Annotated in this window: 22 protein-coding genes; 4 read left to right on the top strand and 18 right to left on the bottom strand. The window is 41.4% G+C overall.

Going from position 1 to position 19,509, the window contains the following annotated elements:
- Window positions 1-78 precede the first annotated feature (78 nt).
- Entirely contained in the window at window positions 79-1,299 is a 1,221-nt protein-coding gene (locus tag PSI23_RS02495) for an MFS transporter (RefSeq protein WP_273553580.1), read from the top strand.
- Between the two features lie 154 nt (window positions 1,300-1,453).
- On the opposite strand, the gene PSI23_RS02490 is transcribed toward PSI23_RS02495, so the two are convergent.
- From PSI23_RS02490 to eco, 4 genes are all read right to left on the bottom strand, one after another.
- Complete coding sequence (locus tag PSI23_RS02490; RefSeq protein WP_273553579.1) at window positions 1,454-1,627, bottom strand: GNAT family N-acetyltransferase; 174 nt, start codon at window positions 1,625-1,627, stop codon at window positions 1,454-1,456.
- On the bottom strand, window positions 1,624-1,836 hold the full coding sequence (locus PSI23_RS02485; RefSeq protein WP_273553578.1) for a hypothetical protein: 213 nt from the start codon (window positions 1,834-1,836) through the stop codon (window positions 1,624-1,626). Before PSI23_RS02485 ends, PSI23_RS02490 begins: the two co-directional genes overlap by 4 nt.
- A gap of 95 nt (window positions 1,837-1,931) precedes the next feature.
- On the bottom strand, window positions 1,932-2,639 hold the full coding sequence (gene aqpZ / locus PSI23_RS02480; RefSeq protein ID WP_273553577.1) for an aquaporin Z: 708 nt from the start codon (window positions 2,637-2,639) through the stop codon (window positions 1,932-1,934).
- 319 nt (window positions 2,640-2,958) lie between these two features.
- Window positions 2,959-3,435, bottom strand: a complete 477-nt coding sequence (gene eco, locus PSI23_RS02475) for a serine protease inhibitor ecotin (protein ID WP_273553576.1) — start codon at window positions 3,433-3,435, stop codon at window positions 2,959-2,961.
- A 269-nt stretch (window positions 3,436-3,704) separates the two neighbouring features.
- Between eco and PSI23_RS02470 the strand changes: the two genes are divergently transcribed.
- On the top strand, window positions 3,705-3,929 hold the full coding sequence (locus tag PSI23_RS02470) for an HP1242/YdcH family protein (protein ID WP_092519164.1): 225 nt from the start codon (window positions 3,705-3,707) through the stop codon (window positions 3,927-3,929).
- A 158-nt stretch (window positions 3,930-4,087) separates the two neighbouring features.
- Here the strand turns inward: PSI23_RS02470 and PSI23_RS02465 are convergent, their stop codons facing one another.
- The 10 genes from PSI23_RS02465 to PSI23_RS02415 all read right to left on the bottom strand — a co-directional run bounded on the left by PSI23_RS02465 (window position 4,088) and on the right by PSI23_RS02415 (window position 13,050).
- Window positions 4,088-4,324, bottom strand: coding sequence for an ogr/Delta-like zinc finger family protein (locus PSI23_RS02465; RefSeq protein WP_273553575.1), 237 nt, complete (start codon window positions 4,322-4,324; stop codon window positions 4,088-4,090).
- 69 nt (window positions 4,325-4,393) lie between these two features.
- Window positions 4,394-5,953, bottom strand: coding sequence for a phage late control D family protein (locus tag PSI23_RS22745; protein WP_306309485.1), 1,560 nt, complete (start codon window positions 5,951-5,953; stop codon window positions 4,394-4,396).
- Window positions 5,950-6,414 (bottom strand): phage tail protein, encoded by a 465-nt coding sequence (locus PSI23_RS02450; protein WP_273553574.1) that lies wholly within the window; start codon window positions 6,412-6,414, stop codon window positions 5,950-5,952. Before PSI23_RS02450 ends, PSI23_RS22745 begins: the two co-directional genes overlap by 4 nt.
- Entirely contained in the window at window positions 6,411-10,061 is a 3,651-nt protein-coding gene (locus tag PSI23_RS02445) for a phage tail tape measure protein (protein WP_273553573.1), read from the bottom strand. The genes PSI23_RS02450 and PSI23_RS02445 overlap by 4 nt, the downstream gene beginning before the upstream one ends.
- Window positions 10,054-10,173: a GpE family phage tail protein gene (locus PSI23_RS02440; RefSeq protein ID WP_273548068.1), complete on the bottom strand. Its 120-nt coding sequence runs from the start codon at window positions 10,171-10,173 to the stop codon at window positions 10,054-10,056. The genes PSI23_RS02445 and PSI23_RS02440 overlap by 8 nt, the downstream gene beginning before the upstream one ends.
- Window positions 10,174-10,187: 14 nt before the next feature.
- Window positions 10,188-10,505, bottom strand: a complete 318-nt coding sequence (locus tag PSI23_RS02435; RefSeq protein WP_074024573.1) for a phage tail assembly protein — start codon at window positions 10,503-10,505, stop codon at window positions 10,188-10,190.
- A 106-nt stretch (window positions 10,506-10,611) separates the two neighbouring features.
- Window positions 10,612-11,130, bottom strand: a complete 519-nt coding sequence (locus tag PSI23_RS02430; protein WP_273553572.1) for a phage major tail tube protein — start codon at window positions 11,128-11,130, stop codon at window positions 10,612-10,614.
- A gap of 11 nt (window positions 11,131-11,141) precedes the next feature.
- Entirely contained in the window at window positions 11,142-12,314 is a 1,173-nt protein-coding gene (locus tag PSI23_RS02425) for a phage tail sheath protein (RefSeq protein ID WP_273553571.1), read from the bottom strand.
- A 189-nt stretch (window positions 12,315-12,503) separates the two neighbouring features.
- Window positions 12,504-12,785 (bottom strand): type II toxin-antitoxin system YafQ family toxin, encoded by a 282-nt coding sequence (locus PSI23_RS02420; protein WP_373567272.1) that lies wholly within the window; start codon window positions 12,783-12,785, stop codon window positions 12,504-12,506.
- Entirely contained in the window at window positions 12,769-13,050 is a 282-nt protein-coding gene (locus PSI23_RS02415; RefSeq protein ID WP_273553570.1) for a type II toxin-antitoxin system RelB/DinJ family antitoxin, read from the bottom strand. The genes PSI23_RS02420 and PSI23_RS02415 overlap by 17 nt, the downstream gene beginning before the upstream one ends.
- Before the next feature lie 413 nt (window positions 13,051-13,463).
- Here PSI23_RS02415 and PSI23_RS02410 point away from each other — a divergent pair, with 413 nt between their 5' ends.
- Window positions 13,464-14,552 carry a phage tail protein gene (locus PSI23_RS02410; RefSeq protein ID WP_273553569.1) on the top strand — a complete coding sequence of 363 codons (1,089 nt, stop codon included), beginning with the start codon at window positions 13,464-13,466 and terminating at the stop codon, window positions 14,550-14,552.
- On the top strand, window positions 14,552-15,169 hold the full coding sequence (locus tag PSI23_RS02405) for a tail fiber assembly protein (protein WP_273553568.1): 618 nt from the start codon (window positions 14,552-14,554) through the stop codon (window positions 15,167-15,169). Before PSI23_RS02410 ends, PSI23_RS02405 begins: the two co-directional genes overlap by 1 nt.
- Before the next feature lie 26 nt (window positions 15,170-15,195).
- On the opposite strand, the gene PSI23_RS02400 is transcribed toward PSI23_RS02405, so the two are convergent.
- The 4 genes from PSI23_RS02400 to PSI23_RS02385 are packed head-to-tail and all read right to left on the bottom strand — an operon-like array spanning window position 15,196 to window position 19,496.
- Window positions 15,196-15,618, bottom strand: a complete 423-nt coding sequence (locus PSI23_RS02400; RefSeq protein ID WP_273553567.1) for a tail fiber assembly protein — start codon at window positions 15,616-15,618, stop codon at window positions 15,196-15,198.
- Window positions 15,619-15,620: 2 nt separating this feature from the next.
- A complete protein-coding gene (locus tag PSI23_RS02395; protein ID WP_273553566.1) occupies window positions 15,621-17,990 on the bottom strand; it encodes a phage tail protein in 2,370 nt (789 codons plus the stop codon).
- Window positions 17,987-18,595 carry a phage tail protein I gene (locus tag PSI23_RS02390; protein WP_273553565.1) on the bottom strand — a complete coding sequence of 203 codons (609 nt, stop codon included), beginning with the start codon at window positions 18,593-18,595 and terminating at the stop codon, window positions 17,987-17,989. Before PSI23_RS02390 ends, PSI23_RS02395 begins: the two co-directional genes overlap by 4 nt.
- Window positions 18,588-19,496: a baseplate assembly protein gene (locus PSI23_RS02385; protein WP_273553564.1), complete on the bottom strand. Its 909-nt coding sequence runs from the start codon at window positions 19,494-19,496 to the stop codon at window positions 18,588-18,590. The genes PSI23_RS02390 and PSI23_RS02385 overlap by 8 nt, the downstream gene beginning before the upstream one ends.
- Window positions 19,497-19,509: the final 13 nt, after the last annotated feature.

Genomic DNA, 19,509 nt, shown 5'->3' with positions numbered 1-19,509 from the left:
AATACCTTGATCCATTTTCGCAAGTCAGATAATTTTGTAATTACCACTACAAAAATACTCTCAACAAAAGACGATAATATGGAAAACCCACGACCCAATATTGCTAATCATTGCCGCACTACGGCAAAACATAAATCTCTCCCCCTAGCTATCTACATACTGACAATCGGCATCTTTGCTATGGTAACCAGTGAATTTCAAGTAACGGGAATGGTGTCAATTATGGCATACGATCTAGGCGTATCCATTTCTCAAATCGGTTATCTTGTTTCTTTATATGCGCTAGCTATGGCGTTTGGAGGCCCACTTCTAGCCATGGGATTATTAAAAACACCGCCTAAAAGAGCATTAATTATCCTATATATGATTTTCATTATCGGTGAAGTCGTTGGAGCACTTGCAAATTCATATCTTATGCTGATGGTCGCAAGGATCATCACTGGGGCTGTTTCAGGAGCTTTCTTTGGCGTTACACTGGCAATCTGTGTGGAAATCGTAGAAGAACAACTTCGGGGATGGGCAATTTCAATTGTGCTTTCCGGCATTATGTTAGGAACGATCTTAGGATTACCCATGGCTAATTTGATAGGCACATATGTCGGTTGGCGAGAGAGTTTTTGGACAATCAGTGTATTGGCAGCAATAGCGAGTGTTATCAGTATATTTTACCTTCCTTCAATCCCAAAACTTGCCATCACTAGCTTACGGGCAGAATTGAGAGGATTAAAGAATCTAAAATTATGGCATGTTTTTTCCACCAGTCTGCTGATTATTGGTGCAACTTTTGCTGCATTTACTTATTTCACACCAATATTAAAAGAAGTAACTGGCTATAGCGATGGCATGATCACAACTTTACTTACCCTCTATGGCGCTGCCACAATTGTAGGCAATGCCGTGGTTGGTAAGCTAGCGGATCGCCATTCAATCATAACATTAGCTATTGGCTTGATTTCTCTTACTCTGTTTCTCCTGCTATTTAGCTTATTTGCAGATAAAAAGTTACTTGCTGCCTTATCTATAATCGGTATCGGATTAGTTGGAGTCACTATGAACCCAGCTATGGTAACTCGAGTTATGCAAACAGCTAACGGTCGTCCACTGGTTAATACTATTCATTCCTCTGTGATTACTCTTGGTATTGTCATTGGTTCTTTTCTTGGTGGATTTTGTCTTAATTTAGGCTGGGGACTACAAGCACCATTATGGGTTGGAGTATGTATGGCTCTGATTGGCTTAATAACTTTACTTCCAGATATTTTCACTTTATATAGAGAAAATAACACTTCCAATAAGTAATGATGTTTATTTTCAGAATAGTTATTTACTTTTACTCTTAATGAAACGATATAAAATACCAGGCGGTATTATATATAATAATAACCGCCTGAACTTTTATTATTTATTGAGGTGCTTTAGGTATTTTCGTTTTGTCTAATGTCCATACAAAATCCTACTCAACAACGGGTGAAAAACCAAGTTTCTCATAGAGCCATCCCGCCATAGAAGTCACCAATGTCACGTATTGCACATAAGGAATAACTGGATATTGTAAAATACATTCTACCAACCAGCGCTCTAACCCTTTCTTTTGATGTTCATCAATAATAAATACACGCGGATTCACATAACAAGTGCAATACCAATTTCTTTATCACGGTGAAATAATGCAAAACATATACTATTTTCTATTGCAATTTTGACTCTATCAAACTCTATACCGCATGCCAAAAACAATTGCGTTAATTCACTATGTATGAAATGGATATCAATTTTTCTCTTATCCGTTGCAAGCCAATATTCACCTCTTTCCCATGTTATATTTTTCTCCATCATTTTTTCCTTTAAAAATATTGAAGGGTGAATAAATCCACCATAAAAAGGGTAAAAAAAGCCATGCTATAGCATGGCTTTTCAAAATGAATAAAATATTAATTAACAAATGAATCATCTTTCCGTAATAGTAATCGATATATTAACCCTCCAATAACACCACCAATTAATGGAATAAACCAGAATACCCAAAGCTGCTTCAAAGCCCAGGTTCCCTGGAAAATAGCAACCGCAGTACTTCTTGCCGGGTTCACCGATGTATTTGTTACTGGAATGCTAATTAAATGAATAAGTGTCAATGCTAAACCGATAGCTAATGGTGCGAAACCTGCTGGCGCATTTTTATCTGTTGCCCCAAGAATGACAATCAAGAAGAATGCGGTTAATACTAATTCAATAATAATTGCAGCTTGTAATGAAAAACCACCGGGAGAATGTTCATCATAGCCATTAGATGCAAAACCACTTGCCGTTGCATCAAAACCACTTTTACCGCTGGCGATAAGATAAAGCACCGCTGCTGCCGCAATTCCTCCGATCACTTGGGCAATGATATAAGGAACGACATGTTTAGCTGAAATACGACCGCCCACAAACAATCCCAATGTGACCGCCGGATTAAAATGCCCTCCTGAAATATGCCCCACAGCATAGGCCATCGTTACCACTGTTAAACCAAAAGCCAGAGATACCCCCAGAAAACCAATCCCCAGCTGTGGAAATGTCGCAGCTAAAACAGCACTACCACATCCACCGAATACCAACCAAAAAGTACCAAAGAACTCTGCCGATAATTTTTTAAACATGCTACGATTCCTCAATGATATTTGCATGAATGCAAAAGAATCCAAAAACAGTTTAGTTAGTATTTTGAAGTATGGGCAAGGAATCACTGATAGAAAATAAAGATGAAGTAAACATCATCAATATGAATTAACGTGTATAGGTTAACTATGGATTGCTTTATTGTTAACTTAACAATAAGAAACGAAGAAATGTATCTTCATTTTTTAAAAATTAATATAAAAAAACAGTGTATTAAGCTCATTAATAGAACAACCTGAGTTTAATATGAAAAACTCAGGTTGTTGATTTATCTAATTAAAGACTTATTTAATCAATGGCTTATTTAATTACTGCTTCCTTTACTTTATCCGAGGCCTGCCAAATACGATATTTTACTGTCATATCTTTTGGCGTATATACCACGATAGGTAATTTGCTGTTATAGCGTATAGCCGCATCTTTACCTAAATTAACCTGAACAAAGCGTACGGTTTTTTCCTTGTTTGGACATGCCATTTTTGTTGAAGCGGGGCCAGAGACTTTATTTAGCTCATAATAATTATATCCCCATCCTTCCAATACTTTTGTTTCCAACTTGCCACCAAACCAATGATGGTTACAATCCACTTTCATATCCTTGCCAATCATCAACTCAACCATGTAGTTGTTTTCATGCTCTTTCTGAGGAAGTTCAATCATACTGCGTATCATTCCCTCAGAAGCCGCAGGATAAGGTGCTACATCTTCAAGTTTTTTATCCGCAAAAACAGAAGTCGATACCATCAACGCCGCTAAAGAAAATAGATATTTTTTCATATATCACCTCTGAATATATTTAAAAAGGAGATTGAATAATAACAATAAAAAATCTGGGGTAAATTATGTTTTTTGGCAACACTCTGATTTTTATCGGCATTAGATAAGATTAAAACTATTCACTTAGAATCAATGTTAACTTTTATTAATAATCAATCTGATGAACTGGTGTTACCAGTTCTTTTTTATGTGATATATCTCAAGTCTGATATTACAATGGGCTGCTACACTTATTTAAGTGTGGTGGTAAATTTCGTATAGGAGGCCTCATGTTTCTAGAATATCGTGATTTAGTATCCAACCTGAAAGAATCTCATCCCCGTTTCCAATCCCTGTTTGAAAAACATAACCGACTTGACCACGAGATAACCCAACTTGAAGGCCCTAATGGAGCGGGCTACAGTGATAAAGTTGTACGTTTGAAAAAAGAAAAACTACACATCAAAGATGAAATGCAAAGGATTTTGCAAGAAGAATTCCATAATCAAAAATAACCCCGCCAAATGCTTTTGACGCCTACTTTATTGACAAGTGGGCGTTAATAAAGTTCTCTATAAGAGAACTTTATTCAATTCAATATCCACAAAAAAGCCACCATAACGGTGGCAAAAACTGGAGCAATGGTTTTTTGTTATTTATGTTTTTACATTAATTACTGCACGGCAGCCACTTTCTGGCGAGGTTGCCTCTTGGTTTTTGCCTTTGGATGTGGCGTGACATTCTGGACTTCACCTGGCTTAGAAATGAAACGTACAAAGGTTTCATGGCTAACGAACGTTGCTCCACAATTGACGTTCTGACATTGGTTATAGCGCTCCTTTGTTTGGCTTGAATGTTCAAAGCTACTACGAGTATGCGCTGACTGACCACACAGAGGACACTTAATCATATTGTTCACCTTTCTTGAAATAACATCATCTCGTCTGGTGAACAATATACCAAAGATCTCATATTGAGATCAAGTTTTTATTTCAGTATCTGCCGTTTTGATCTCAACATCATCAATTTTGATTTCGAGATCCAAGGATGTCGTAAAACCACTGTCGTTAAGATTGTGGGTTACTTTCACCAGTGTCCAATGAGTTCCATCAATCTCCGGCTTAAAATCCTTTAGCTGGATGGGTGTTTCAGGGTAGACATCTGCACGCCCTTTCGCCAATGTGATAGAGAACTGCGCCGCGCCTCTCTGCATTTTTTCCCAAGCAGCTTTGGCGGCACGCTCTGCATTTTCCTTATTAGAATAAACGCGGGAAAGAGTCAGAACATTCTCCTGAGTTCCTACTAAGTAACTTGCAGATTCTTGCTGTACCGTTGTTGTTTTATGATACTCGGTCGTTGATTCATTTTGTTCTTTAGAAGATAGACTTACCTTGGTATCGATATTCCTTTCTCTGTCAATTGTTCCGTTATTTCTGTTTTTTCTTTTACGCTCCTTTTGCGCTTTTTCAATATAAGCGGGTTTCTCCCTTCCTTTTGTTTTGTGATTCTTCTTCGTTAAATCGACACCATTTTTCTTTTCCAGACTCACTTCACTAGTCTTAGCAAACTTGGCAGAACTCACTCCTTGAGGAGACTCACTTTTGCGATCTTTTTCCTTTTTAATGACTCGAAATTCTTTTTTCTTAGAAGAGTCTTTCTCTTTTGGGGAAGAATTTTTTTCTTTTTGAGGAGCATCCTTGCCTGACGATTTTTTCTCGCTGCTTCCATATTCAATGATAATTTCGGCTTCCCTACTCTTTGATTCTACCCTCCTCAATTTAACTGTCTGCTTAGTCGCTATGCGTGTATCCTGCCATTGGGCAACAACACTGGTATAGGCTTCACGATCAGACAAAGAAAACCGATGGCTGTCCCCTGATTCACGAGTAATCAGCACAGGCAGAATAGCCTGACCACTCGCAGTCTTATTTTGTCCTTGTAGAACAAACAACAACTCACCATTTTTGACAGAAGCAATTGCCCCTTCTTGTTTTGCTATACGAGTCAAGAAGCTCACGTCAGATTCGTTAGTCTGATCGATGTGCATGGAGATCCCTTGTAATTCCTTACTGATTTGAAATTTCAGTTGGTTTCTCGCAGCAATCGTACTCACAATGTTTTCTAACGTCTGTTTATGATAAGAATTTTCGCGTTTCACATTCAGATCACCACGAAAATCTGCACTTCGGGCACGAATGGTTAGTCGATCAGGCGCACCGACATGTTCGATTTCATCAACAACAAATTTTCCCTTCGGAGTTAAGGAGTGGCCATGCCACCCCAGTTCCAGTGTGAGAACATCGCCCCGACGAGGCAAACTCAGCATGCCATCAGCATCATCCAACTCAATATCGAGCTGGTCTGATTCCAAGCCACGATTATCCGTCAGCGTTAACGATATCAAACGTGATTGAATCTTCCCGCTGATGTCCTTGTTATTGATTTCCAGACGAAAAGCGGGCTTACTGGTTTTTCCGGTAACCAAATCAAATTGGGGAACCCAATCCGTGCTAGGTATCCACTTTTCAGGATCGATCATGAGAATACTCCATTAGCTTTATCAACAACCTCATTTTTGAAATCAGAAAGCTGATCCTGCAAATCACCCAACATTTCAAACAGATTGTTATCAACCCGCCGCAAAGTCAGCGTAAAACTGATTTTTCTGGCAGCACCACCTGACATAAATTCCGTTTTTGTCTCATCAATGCTTTCGATAACGAACATGCCGTAAATCGCACCACTTCCATCAATGAAAGACCACGCCTTGCCACTATCTGCCATTAATTTCAATGCAGTCAGTGAAAGAGAACCACCTGTCAACTCAGGATAAAGCTCTCCTGATAGCGTGATCGTATCGTTATCTGAACCGACAAACTGCCATGCAGGCCGCGCTCCCACGCGGCTATTAAAGGCATGTCGCCAACTCTGTTTATATTGAAAAGTCTGATATGGCGTTGTTTTCAGCATAAATACAAACAAACCAAGTGCAGCCATCATGAGAAATCTTCTCCTCTGTCAGAAAGTGAGCTACGCATACGGGCTTGCTGCATACGTTCTCGTTGTTCCAGTTCCTGTCTGACCATACGGGCGATATCCTGCGCGGACTGTCCCTGAGAGCCATAGACATAGATGTTATATTGCAGTGCTGCGCCACTATATTGCTGTGGCTGACTCCGCTCCCTCTTCGCCTGAACTTCCTCATAAGTGTGAGCAGGCAAACTTTGTGCATGTAAAGGTGCATCCTGCGCCGCAACAGGCAGTGACATTGAGCTGACAGCAAACCCCAGAGCAGCGAGTTTCGCGGTATTTTTCCGGCTGGTAACATTGGCTGGGCCATTAATAATTTCAGGGCCATATTCACCCACAATGCCTTGTTTCCCAGCAGGAATAAATCCTCCTGTATCATGTTTAGTAAGTTGTGCCGCTTGTTGAGATGTTTCGCTCTTAGTAATTTCCTCCGATTTTTTTAACGTAACTTCCTTTTTATCATCGTCAGACCACCACGATTTAAACCAGTCCGTAATTGAGGCAAATTTACCTTTCAGGTTTTCCCATTTTTCCTGAATACCAACCAACAAGCTGTCAATCATTTCTGATCCAGCCTTCTTTAACTTTTCAGGAATAGCCTGAACATCAGCAACAATTTCATTCCATCTGTCTGAAATTGATTTTTTAATGCTTTCCCAGATTTCAGATGTATTCTGTTTAACGGATTCCCAAGCTCCACTAATTGTCGCTTTAACGAATTCCCAAGCTTCTGAAGCACTTTGTTTAATGGTATCCCAGTTTTGGTAGATAATGCCGATTAACCCACCATTCATGAAATAACTCTTAATACCTTCCCATGCAGTATTAACAAGGTTTTTAATTCCTTCCCAAGCACTGCTAAAGATATTTTTAACGCTTTCCCATAAAGCTGTGAATTTTGGCCCCAATGATTCCCAATTCTGCCAAATATAAATAGCAGCCATTGCGATAACACCAATAATGGCAAGAATTGGGTTTGCCATCATAGCCCGACCAAGAAACATCATTACCTTACCTAAGGTACTGAAAGCATTACTTAAGAAAGACAGACCTTTTACACCAACACTTGCCAGAATATTTATGCCATTACCCAAAACACCAAAAACTTTTTGACCAATATTCCCTAATGCTCCCAAGCCTGTTCTTTGTTTTCCAAAAGTATCTTTACCTCCTTTGTTAGATAGCAAATCAGCACCATCATTAAGTGAGCCAAAAACCTTGTTTCCGGTTTTACCAAAAAAATCCATGGCAGCTCTTAGTGCTTCCAAAGCCTCGGTTCCAAATTGTGCGAATGCCTTTAAGCCATCTCTTAAATTCTCCAGAGCCTGAATACCTACTTGGGAAAATTTATTTATATTAGCTATTAATTCTTCCAGAGCCTGAACTCCAATCTGAGTAAATATATCCAGTGGAGCTGTTAATTTATTCAGCGCCTGAACACCCAACTGGACAAATGCATCCAATGTGGATTTTAATTTATCCAGCGTCTGCGTTCCCAGTTGCGCAAATATATCCAGTGGCGCTGTTAATTTATTCAGTGCCTGAACACCCAATTGCACAAATGCATCTAATGTGGATTTTAATTTATCCAGCGCCTGAACGCCTAATTGTGCAAAGAAATTGAGACTGGCTTTTAACTCTTCAAAAGCTTTAAGTCCTAACTGCACAAATACATCCAGACTGGACTTTAATTTATCCAGCGCCTGAATTCCCAATTGCGCAAAAAAATTGAGACTGGCTTTTAATTCCTCAAAAGCTTTAAGACCCAACTGTGCAAACACCTCTAAAGGTGATGTTAATTTGTTTAGAGCTTGAATACCCAACTGCACAAATGCATCCAAAGTGGATTTTAATTTATCCAGCGCCTGAACGCCTAATTGTGCAAAGAAATTCAGACTGGCTTTTAATTCTTCAAAAGCTTTAAGTCCTAATTGTATAAATACATCCAGACTGGACTTTAATTTATCCAGTGCCTGAACGCCTAATTGTGCAAAGAAATTCAAAGTAGATTTTAATTCTTCAAAAGCTTTAAGTCCTAACTGTAAAAATGTATCCAGACTGGACTTTAATTTATCCAGTGCCTGAATTCCCAATTGCGCAAAAAAATTGAGACTGGCTTTTAATTCCTCAAAAGCTTTAAGACCCAACTGTGCAAACACCTCTAAAGGTGATGTTAATTTGTTTAGAGCTTGAATACCCAACTGCACAAATGCATCCAAAGTGGATTTTAATTTATCCAGCGCCTGAACGCCTAATTGTGCAAAGAAATTCAGACTGGCTTTTAATTCTTCAAAAGCTTTAAGTCCTAACTGTATAAATACATCCAGACTGGACTTTAATTTATCCAGTGCCTGAACGCCTAATTGTGCAAAGAAATTCAAAGTAGATTTTAATTCTTCAAAAGCTTTAAGTCCTAACTGTAAAAATGTATCCAGACTGGACTTTAATTTATCCAGTGCCTGAATCCCAAGCTGTGCAAAGAAACTCAGACTGGTTTTTAACGCTTCAAAAGCTTTAATTCCTAATTGTGCAAACACATCCAGGCTGGACTTTAGCATTTCCAGAGCCTTACGCCCCAGTTCCGCAAATTTATCTAGGCTAACTCTTAGATTAACAAAAATCTGAATTCCAAACTGTGCAAAAATATTAAGACTGGCTTTTAACTCTACGAAAACCCGAAGCCCCAACTGCATGAAAAAGTTCAGGCCGGCTCTTAACTCTACAAACGCCCGAAGCCCCAACTGCACAAAAAAGTTCAGGCTGGCTCTTAGCTCTACAAACGCCCGAAGCCCCAGCTGTGCAAAAAAGTTCAGGCCGGCTCTTAACTCTACAAACGCCCGAACGCCCAGCTGCGCAAAAAAGTTCAGGCCGGCTCTTAATTCTACAAACACCCGAAGCCCCAGCTGTGCAAAAAAGTTCAGGCCGGCTCTTAACTCTACAAAAGCCCGAAGCCCCAACTGTGCAAAAAAGTTCAGGCCGGCTCTTAGCTCTACAAAAGCTTGAATTCCCAACAGTGCAAATATATTCAAACTGACTCTTAAAGAGTCAAATACTTTTATGCCAATATTGCCGAAAATTTGTATATGGTTAATTAGTGCTTGAAACGTTACCTTTACAAAGCCAGTAGTTAAATTTAAAACCCCATTAATTTTATTCAGTATGCCAAATAAAATTGTTATTTTAGGATTAATATTAATGACCAACTTATCTAACAATTTAAAATTGTTAGTCATATTCCCAGTGACACCAAGATTAAATTCGTTTTTTTTACTGGATGAATTTTCTTGTTTAATAATCTGGGTAGTTTGAACAATATTGGCTGATTGACTGGCGGCACTAACCTGCATAACTCTTGTAGAATTCTGCCGCGTAGATAAAGATTGTTTAATTGTTTGATTATAGGCTTTAAGATCAGCGCGTATACGCGCAGTTTCCTGCGCATATCTGACTATAGGTTTTAAGCTCTCAATGGTCTTATTAAGCTTTTTAAACTGGTTATGTATTTTATCTACTGTATCTGCCAGCTTTTTCTGATGCCGTTGAAAAGATTTAAAGGAACTGGTCAGTTTGCCAACGGTACTCAGTACCTTATCTAGCTGCGACTGTATATTACTCATTTTCTGCACCACTTCTTAAAATGGCCCGATGTCGCCAGTCCAATAATTCCGGCAGTGACATTTCATCTGTCACTGTCGGTGACCAGTGAAAAACGGTGGCGATATCTGCCACCAATTCATCAACAGTTAATCGTTCTGGGAATCGGACTTGACCGACTTCGGCAACAAAAAATTGACCACCTCCACACTGAGATTAATCAGATCACCAGGTGACATCATTATCAGGTCATTTTTGGTCAATGCAGGGGTGGTAACACGCGGCAGGACAAGCAGCATAGAATCCACATCCATTTCCAGCAGTGCCTGTAAACGTGCACCGCGCAGCGCGCCACTGTTAGGTTTGCGTACCATCACTTCCGTGATTTCGCCGTTGCCTCGTGCCAATGGTGCTTCCAGTTCGATGGTGCGCAGATCGTCATTTTGAGTATTCAGTGTTTCTGTCATGGTTCAACCTTGTTTATCCGATTAGAAACCTGTCCCAGCAGGTAGGCTTTACACTCTGATGAGACAGGAAATAAGTTTTAAAAATATTAATTGCTAAAAAGAGCGATTAAAAAAGACCGATAGCGCGGCGATGCTGCTCCAGACGATCTTCTCCGCCCACTTTCTCAACCATGTTGATGGTGTCGATTTCAATCAGTTCTTCGCCATCCCATGTCAATTTGAAGTAAGTGTTTTTGGCGGTGATTTTGGTCTGGGTGTTATCGCCTTGTTTATAAGTGCCGTGATCGAACTCTTGAAAGCGACCACGCATCACGACTTCAACCGCAACTACGTCACCGGTATCTTCACGCTCAAAAGAGCCAGCAAAGCGCAGCATGACGCCATCAGCTTTCGCGATGCCCCACTGTTTGTACAGTTGAGCTTCAACGCCGCCCAGAGTGAATTCAGCATCCAGTGCACCTTCATCCAGACCCAGATCCACCATTGCGCTGCCATTCATGCCAGCACCACGATAGGCTTCCAGCTTGCGGCTTAATTTAGGAAGAGTCAGTTCTTCCACGATCCCCTGATAGTTGTTGCCATCATTGAACAAGTTCAGGTATTTCAGTTTGCGAGGTAATGCCATCAGTTAGCCCCTTATTTATTGATACTTTTCGCGAAATCCATCAGGTAACTATCTGTAATGCGCTGGCGCAACATCATGTTTTCCAGTGGCGGTACAGGTGTATAGTCGTAATCGATGGTCAGTTTGCCGGCTTTCAGGGTGTCCTTGTCATTAGCCTTGTCGTCATACCAGCAGCGGCCATCAATGATGTAGCCACCAGCTTTCAATTCGCGGAACTTGGCATTGATACCTTCGATAATGTCGCGCACCAGTGATGGAGTCAGCGGTTTATCAATAGCCCACATGTGTGATTCAGCCATGGTGTCAGCCAGAACCTGAGCGGTACGCGTGTAGCTTTCAAACTGGAACAGTGGATCATCAGCACAAGTGCGAGAACCCCAGAAACGGAAGCCGTTTTTGCGAATCAACGTGGTAATGCCGCTTTTGTTCAGCAGATCAGCGTCAGTTGCGGTATCTTGCAGATCCCAGAAAACATCAGCGGACAGACCAGTCACACCGTTGACACCAACGTTGGACAGCGTTTTGTGCCAGCCAGTTTCCTGGTCGATCTTGGCGCGCAAGCCCAGAGCACGAGCAGTCGCATAAGCGATAGCTTCGCTATTGGTAACAGTATCCCAACTCAAGAAATCTGGCCAAATCAGCATCAGCTCACGCTGATTGAAGTTGTCGCGATACTTGATCACTTCAGAGATATTTTTGCAACCATAAGCGCTGATATAAGCAATTGCTTTCAGTTTCTGGGCAACGCTGGCCAGCTCAACAGCAACAGCTTTTGAATCCAGACCCGGAACACCCAAAATACGAGGCTTAACACCGAGCTGGCTTTGCGCCGCCAACAGTGCCTGCATACCGGTTTTCTTACCTGCATCAGTGACACCACCGATGATGTTAGAAATGGTTGCTTCTTCAGACTCGCCCTCGGCAACACGTACAACCACAGTGACAGGCTGAGCCTGAGCAGCGATTGCTTTCAGTGATGCGGACAAAGTCCCTTTATTCCCTGCCTTGCCACTGGCGCTCATAACGTCAGTAAGCAGAACTGGGGTGTTTAATGGAAATGTTTTTTCGTCTGCGTCAGGTGCAGTACAAACCATACCCACGATAGCGGTGCTAACGGTAGTGATGGTACGAGTACCTTCATTGATTTCCTGTACACGGACGCCGTGATGATAGTCTTGTGCCATAATTAGCGGTTCTCCTGTTAAGGTGTGGGCATATATTGGCAGATTAAGACTTTTAAATCATGCGGTTAGGGGTGTGTGGTGGGAGGTACAAATTGGTTGAGATATTTTTGTTTTAAATCAGTTGGTTGAGTTTTTAGGTGTCCAGCAGATAAAAAAATCCGCCCCAACGGACGGTTTACTCAGGAGTTATCAGAATAACTCGCTGTGGGAGCCTAATCGGGCAAGCTCCAAAATGGCATTACCAACTTTTTTGTAAATCAGCAGTAAATCTGGGTGAAGATGACAATCCCGGAAACCCCGCCAGTTCCCTTTTAGTGGATGATCGACGTATCTTGGCGGGATTGGTTTATCGTTTACCAGTATATCCAGTATTTCAACTAAACTTTCATCGATAGTTGCGCGATATTTACCTTTCTTCACGCGCTTATAGTCCTTCTTGAACTCAGAAGAACGACTAATCTTCCTCATCATTGTTCAGATCATCCATGAAAGCAGAAACACTATCAAACGTTTTACCCTTCCCGCTTTCAAGCTGTTTAATAGCAGCTTTTGTGCGAGAAGCATTCCGGTAATGAGTACCTTTCACTTTAAAGGGTAGTGTATTTTTTTCCGCTACCTGTACCATCAACATGCGAATAGCATCGCTTACTGTCAACCCCATAGATTGGAGTGCAATGGTTGCAAGTTCTTTAGTTTTAGGGTCAATTTTCGCCCTGACATAAGTTTCATTAGCCATAAAAATCCCCTCTTTCTTTACATAACAGCTATTGATTGTAGTCCTACTGTAGTCACATAACAAGACTAAAAAACGTGCTATTTCTGGATTTAGTACATATGAAGGTTTTTCACTCATGCATTATGTAAGGTGAAATAAATGTACTAAAAACAGGCGATTTTTGTTTGTATTTTGTTCTTTTTGTATAGTGTTTCTATAAATTGGGATGTTGGGTATTAATTGAACTATAAAATGTGGATGTTTTTGCTTATTACTTTTTTGGTTATTGCTTTTCATCTACTGTTATCAGTCTTATCATGTATTCACATAGTGTTCTATAAAACCTCGGTTTAGCGGAAACCCGAAACCAAGCCCAGAATGCGGTGCCAAATAGTAGGAAGGTGAATGGGAAATCGCTGGCGAATGATGTCACATTGAGTTCAGGGGATGTTGGGGCATTCTCTAGGGGGGCTACAGCTATTGTTCAAGGAGAAAACGGCGTACCGTGGGATGCAGCATCAGGTTCTTATATTGCCCAAAGAAATGGAGACTCCCAACTTGTCATACATTTTAATGTGGATGCTGGTAGTACCCCAGCTTTACAATTAAAGACTATGTATCGGAACAATGGCATTGCTTATCGTTCAGCTAGAGATAGATATGGATTTGAAGAGCCGTGGACAGAGTTTTATACCACTAAAAATAAACCTTCTGCAACGGATGTTGGTGCTTATTCTAAAACTGAGTCAGATAATCGTTTTATTCGTTTAAATACGAATACTAAAACATCAGGATATATTTTATCTAAGACTGTTAATTACTTTGATGATGCTGGCTCACGTAATTTAGGACTATCAGGTTTTTTAAGGCCTAATGAAGGATTAGAGAAACTTGGCGCATTAGCCATTCATGTAGCTCATCCTCAGGCACAGGGTGCTCAACATGCTAGAGGGATTTCTTTTAATTATGGAAGTGATTGGGATAAATTTGGGATATCAACATATGCTTTTGATGAAAAAGGTAATTTTAAAGGACATAGAAGAATCTTAACAGAAGATGATATCAGCTCATTGACAAGTATTCCTGTTGGTACTCCTTTGCCATGGTCACAGGCTAATCCACCTTCTGGTTATTTGGTTTGTAATGGGCAATCTTTTAATAAATCAACTTATCCTAAATTAAGTTTAGCCTATCCATCAGGAAAATTACCAGACTTGCGCGGGGAATTTATTCGTGGGCTGGACGATGGGCGGGGAGCAGATCCAAGCAGGAAAATATTAACACACCAAGAAGGAACCATAATTTCAGGCTTAGATGATAACAATACAGGGGATATTAGCTCTGTTGGCTCTCCTGCTGTTGTATTTGGTGATCCTATGACTGATGCACAATGGGCAAGTATTAAAGGAAAGAAATGGATATCTTGGAACCGAGATGGTATAGAAAACCGCTATGACTGGTGGGCTTATGTATCAGCTCGTCCCCGTAACATTGCATTTTTATATATAGTGAGAGCAGCATAATGAAATATACAACAGATATTAAAATACCAAAATTTGATGAAAATGGTTTTGCAACGTCTAATGGCTGGATTATGGTTTATCGAGCTAATACCGAAACCAGTGAATATATTTGTGCAGATATGGAACGCACTGTTATTGGTGTTGGTTTATCTGCAGGAGCTTATTTAGATGCTCCTGAATTACCTGATGCGTCTGATATAGCTGTTTGTCGCAGTATTGATGAAAAATCATGGGTTAATGTACCTGATTTTCGTGGAAAAGTTGCCTATCACATTAAAACTCAGCAATCTCAGAAAATACAATCAATGGGAGAATTACCTTCTGAATTAACCTTGCTAGAGCCTAAAACATCATTCGATAAATGGAACGGTGAACAATGGGTAACAGATGTTATTGCACAGAAAAAATATGACTTACAAAAATTGGAAAGTCAAAAGCAGTCATTATTACATGAAGCTGAACAAATAATTATTCAGTTAGGAAGAAAAAAACGGTTAAATATGATATCTGAGGACGAAATTATTTTATTAAACAATTGGGAAATCTATAGTGTTAAATTGATTGATATGGATGTTTCAGAAATTAAAAAAATTGACTGGCCCCAAAAACCAGAATAAAAAACAGGGGCACTATGCCCCTGTCATTATTCTGGCTGTACAGGCCATTCTATATCTGGTGCAACATTACAATCAATTCGATTAAGTATTACCCTATATTTTCTCCATTCAATTAACGCAAATTTTTCCACATTTGTATTAATACCTAGATCAACAGCGTCCTGAAGAGGTGAAATAATATCTTTGGCATATTCCATTAATTTTCTTTTTTTTACTTCTGCATGCCGACACAGTTCCTCTTGAGTTGGAGGAGGGATATCTTCCCATACTGGTAAGCCATCATCGCCAGCAATACGTACTTTACCTTCAGGAGGTATATTGCCTACAAATTCTGAATAAACATCATTACTAACATTAATACCATCATCTGGCCATGTACCCGAATCGATATAATTCTGTTTTAATATAATAGGGTAAAAAGAATTTTTTTTAGCACTGTATAAATACATAATTAATATCCTACTGAAAACCAAACAAATACTTTTTCCTGATTTCCTCTATAAATTTCAACATGAGTATTAGTTAATTTTTTCCTAATACGAGGTGTCATACCCCAATCTCCCGTTCTGTTACTAATAGAGGTTGCAGAAAAAGAAGTACAAGAGTTAGGAAAAGCGATTGGAAATGTTACAGTTACTACTCCATTTGGTGTATTTTCTGGAATATATCCCCATTGATGAATTATTCCTGTATCGCCACACTTCCACCAACCATTAGGTTCTTTTTTAGCGGTGCTTCTGATGGATGTAAGATCATCTTCTGTTAATATTTTCTTTTGCCCTCGGAATTTTCCATCCTTATCAAAAGCATATGTAGATATACCAAAACTATCCGAATTACTTCCATAGCTAAATGAAATGCCTCTGGCATGCTGTGGTCCCTCTACAGAAGGATGAGCAACATGAATGGCTAACCCACCAAGGTTATCTATACCATTTGGCCTTAAAAAACCTGATCGACCTAGATTGCGTGAACTAGGATCGTCATAAAGATTAGCTGCTTTGGATAAAATATATCCTGATGTTTTAGTGCCCGTGTTTAAGCGAATAAAACGATTATCAGATTCAGATTTTGTATAACTGTCTCCTTGCAGGGCAAATACACCACCTCTACCAGGGTGTTCAATTTCACCTCTCCATGCGCCATTTTGTTGAACTGTCCATATCCAAACACCATTTCTTTGAAAAAAGTAACTCAGGTTATTTCCTGCTCCAGTGATGATACTTGGTGCTCTCACTTCACCTGTGAAAGTTTGAGAAGCAGCACTGGCATAATTTCCTTTTGGATGATACTTGTTATCAGCTTCTGATTTAGTATAAGCACCAATAATCGCAGCCGTTGGTTTATACCCTTCATGATAAACCTGATGCCCTCTAACCCGGAGGTTATCCGATTTCAGGCTCATCCACTCATTGGTTCCTCCCCCAGAGAGGCTATGCTGCCATTTGAAATACTCGTTACCATTATCTGCTGTTTTAAACCACATGTAGGAGTCAGTATCACCATCTCCGGTGTTTTTAAAACCAATTGCGGCCATATCTGTATTTCTGCGCCAAGATATCTCACTGTCAGTAGAAATCGTGATATCACCGGTGACTTCGCCCCCACTGCGTGGCAACGCATTCTGGGCTTGGTTTCGGGTTTCCGCTAAACCGAGGTTTTTCACAAACTCGCTTTTATTTGGAATATCCGCACCATTTTTGTTTTTTTCTAAACGGGTATTGGCATTATCATTCGCTGCCTTGGCTGCATCTTTAGCTTCTTTAACACGAGTATCGGTTTCTTGCTTGCTATATGCACCAACATCTGCCGCGTTCAGTGAAATATCCGCCGACAGCGCCTTGCCATTCACTTTACGTCCTGACGGCACTCGTCCATTGGCATTATTATTCGCCGCATCTGCCCGTTTTATAGCTTCATTTACCTTGGCATCTGTCTCACCCTTAGCATATGCGCCAACATCACCCGAATTCAGCGAAATATCCGCCGACAGAACTTTTCCATTTACCTTACGAGTAGAAGGTACACGAGTATTGGCATTATCATTCGCTGCCTTGGCTGCATCCTTAGCTTCTTTAACACGAGTGTCGGTTTCTTGCTTGTTATATGCACCAACATCTGCCGCGTTCAGCGAAATATCCGCCGACAACGCCTTGCCATTCACCTTACGCCCAGCCGGAACTCGGCCATTAGCATTATTATTCGCCGCATTCGCAAAGTCATAAGCCGCTTTCACCGCTTTCGGTGTTGCTGCATGAGTTTCGCTATTGCTGTCCACTGCGCTGCTCAGGATGACAAATCCCTTCTCTTTCAGCGTTGCATCAGGGTGGTTACGGCTGTTCGCATGTTTCTGGATAGAACCATCCACATATTCACGAGTCGCCAGAACCACTGACGGATCAACTTTCAATGTCACCGCGTTAGCGCTGCTGACAATCAGAATCATGCGAATAGTCTGGGTACGGCCGGAACCTTCCTGCAATTGAGGTTTGTAAGTTTCTGCGCAGTTACCTACTGCAATCAGAATACCGTCTTTATCAAACAGGCCGATTTCACGGATCCACCAGCCGCCTTCGCTTTCAGGGATAACCTGCTCTGCAATGATCTGGTTGGTATTTTTAGGATCAATACTCAGCGTGTTAATCGCCGCACGACGTTTTTCATTAATCAGTTTGGTTTGTTTGGTGTCCGGGGTCGGCAACTTGCCACCACCATCACCGACGGCCATATGGGTAATTTCGATTTTAGTCCCCAATGCCGCAGCATTTGCCAACTTATCTGCGCCTAACTGTGTCAGTAACGCAAAATATTTGGTACTCATGGTCTAATCCTCATGTCATCAATAATATGTATGCCCGCACCCACAATTTCTGAGCCGGATACGGTTACTTGTTCCGGGAAATAAGGGTAAACAGTCAGTTCGTCACCGCTGTAAGTCGCCGCCGAATAGTGATATTCACCGCGTGTATCCAGATTGATGTCCAAGCCAATCAGATGCCGGCTCACTGGTTTGGCATCAAAAATCAGGTTTTCCAGTTCTTCGAACATTTCATGGGTGATACCGCTATCCAGCACACCGATATCCAATCGGAAGGTGCCCGGCTCATCATTGGTCTGCCACCACTCTTTTACGCGGATGAGATAACCCAGAGGTTCGACAACCCGCCGAATTGCTCCGATTGTTCCTTTGTGTTTGTGCAGGAACAGAGAACTTTTAATTACCTCCCTCTTGGTACTCTCAGGCCAGTTCTCGTCCCAACGATCAACTGACCATGCCCATGCCAGATAAGGCAGCAGTGATGCCGGGCAGGTGTCAGGGTTCCACAGTTCACGTAGCGGCACTTTGACTTTCTGCAATTCCGCGCAGGCTTTGGCCGCTGCAATTTCCAGCTGAGTCGAGCCCATTGGCAGAAGGCGATCACTCATCCGAGCCTCCCATCGTCAGGGTGGTTTTGGTGCAATAAGATGCCTGGGTTTTATCCAGAACCACGTCTTTCAAGGGCGCTTTCAGTTCCACGCGCTGGACACCTTCCACATGCAAAGCGGCATAAATCGCCGACAAGCGAATATCACGTCCCAGACGATGCTGTGCCTCGACATAGTGTTTCAGCTTCTGCTCTGCCGCCTTGCGGATAGGCTCTGACTCTGGTGTCGGGAAGATGTACAACACGGCATTAATTTCATATTCCACAATGTTGGCCGACTGGACTTTCAGACGATCCGCCACCGGACGCACGTTTTCGTCGTTCAGCGCTTTTTCGACTATTTCCAGCAACTCTTTGGAAGCAACGCCTTTGTCTTCTCGCGACATAATGGTCACGGTAACGTTAGCCGGCGACGGGCTGATTGCCGAAGCATCAGCGACACGGCCATCCGCACTGCGGGCATGATATTCATACGAACCAACCGGACCGGCAACGCTCAAGCCTTCAAAGGCCTGTGGAATACGAACACGATAGTCTTTGTCAGATTCCATTACCGCTGGCATCGGGGGTACGGTGGAGTTATCCGCAGGACTCAGAACCATGCGGGATACATTGTTGTTCGCACCCAATTGATCCAGATCGCTGCCTGTTGAATAGGCCACCATCACCGCCCGCGCAGCTTCGTTAACCCGCTGACGCAAGAGCAACTCGCGATAAACGTTTTCTTCCAGCAACTTAACCAAAGGTTCGGATTCCAGTTGCAAAGTTCGGGCAATGGCATCTTGCTGATCTTCTGGATAGAGCGATATCAACCCTTTTTTACGCTCTTCCAGCAGTTGTTCATAATCCAGTGGCTCAACCACATCCGGTGGTGGCAACTGGCTTAAATCGATTGTTGGCATGCTTTACCTCTCA

The organism is Xenorhabdus yunnanensis (assembly GCF_028598805.1).
GTDB lineage: Bacteria > Pseudomonadota > Gammaproteobacteria > Enterobacterales > Enterobacteriaceae > Xenorhabdus > Xenorhabdus yunnanensis.
The sequence above is the reverse complement of the archived record's forward strand: the minus strand, read 5'-3'. Positions and strand labels throughout refer to the sequence as shown.

What these genes read in the sequence shown, in the direction of transcription:
- aqpZ (WP_273553577.1), bottom strand. Translation starts at nt 2,639, where the DNA reads ATGTTTAAAAAATTATCGGCAGAGTTCTTTGGTACTTTTTGGTTGGTA.
- PSI23_RS02400 (WP_273553567.1), bottom strand. Translation starts at nt 15,618, where the DNA reads ATGTATTTATACAGTGCTAAAAAAAATTCTTTTTACCCTATTATATTA.
- PSI23_RS02495 (WP_273553580.1), top strand. Translation starts at nt 79, where the DNA reads ATGGAAAACCCACGACCCAATATTGCTAATCATTGCCGCACTACGGCA.
- eco (WP_273553576.1), bottom strand. Translation starts at nt 3,435, where the DNA reads ATGAAAAAATATCTATTTTCTTTAGCGGCGTTGATGGTATCGACTTCT.
- PSI23_RS02485 (WP_273553578.1), bottom strand. Translation starts at nt 1,836, where the DNA reads ATGATGGAGAAAAATATAACATGGGAAAGAGGTGAATATTGGCTTGCA.
- PSI23_RS02445 (WP_273553573.1), bottom strand. Translation starts at nt 10,061, where the DNA reads ATGAGTAATATACAGTCGCAGCTAGATAAGGTACTGAGTACCGTTGGC.
- PSI23_RS02405 (WP_273553568.1), top strand. Translation starts at nt 14,552, where the DNA reads ATGAAATATACAACAGATATTAAAATACCAAAATTTGATGAAAATGGT.
- PSI23_RS02430 (WP_273553572.1), bottom strand. Translation starts at nt 11,130, where the DNA reads ATGGCATTACCTCGCAAACTGAAATACCTGAACTTGTTCAATGATGGC.
- PSI23_RS02470 (WP_092519164.1), top strand. Translation starts at nt 3,705, where the DNA reads ATGTTTCTAGAATATCGTGATTTAGTATCCAACCTGAAAGAATCTCAT.
- PSI23_RS02465 (WP_273553575.1), bottom strand. Translation starts at nt 4,324, where the DNA reads ATGATTAAGTGTCCTCTGTGTGGTCAGTCAGCGCATACTCGTAGTAGC.
- PSI23_RS02450 (WP_273553574.1), bottom strand. Translation starts at nt 6,414, where the DNA reads ATGATGGCTGCACTTGGTTTGTTTGTATTTATGCTGAAAACAACGCCA.
- PSI23_RS02390 (WP_273553565.1), bottom strand. Translation starts at nt 18,595, where the DNA reads ATGAGTGATCGCCTTCTGCCAATGGGCTCGACTCAGCTGGAAATTGCA.
- PSI23_RS02385 (WP_273553564.1), bottom strand. Translation starts at nt 19,496, where the DNA reads ATGCCAACAATCGATTTAAGCCAGTTGCCACCACCGGATGTGGTTGAG.
- PSI23_RS02395 (WP_273553566.1), bottom strand. Translation starts at nt 17,990, where the DNA reads ATGAGTACCAAATATTTTGCGTTACTGACACAGTTAGGCGCAGATAAG.
- PSI23_RS02435 (WP_074024573.1), bottom strand. Translation starts at nt 10,505, where the DNA reads ATGACAGAAACACTGAATACTCAAAATGACGATCTGCGCACCATCGAA.
- PSI23_RS22745 (WP_306309485.1), bottom strand. Translation starts at nt 5,953, where the DNA reads ATGATCGATCCTGAAAAGTGGATACCTAGCACGGATTGGGTTCCCCAA.
- PSI23_RS02425 (WP_273553571.1), bottom strand. Translation starts at nt 12,314, where the DNA reads ATGGCACAAGACTATCATCACGGCGTCCGTGTACAGGAAATCAATGAA.
- PSI23_RS02420 (WP_373567272.1), bottom strand. Translation starts at nt 12,785, where the DNA reads ATGATGAGGAAGATTAGTCGTTCTTCTGAGTTCAAGAAGGACTATAAG.
- PSI23_RS02415 (WP_273553570.1), bottom strand. Translation starts at nt 13,050, where the DNA reads ATGGCTAATGAAACTTATGTCAGGGCGAAAATTGACCCTAAAACTAAA.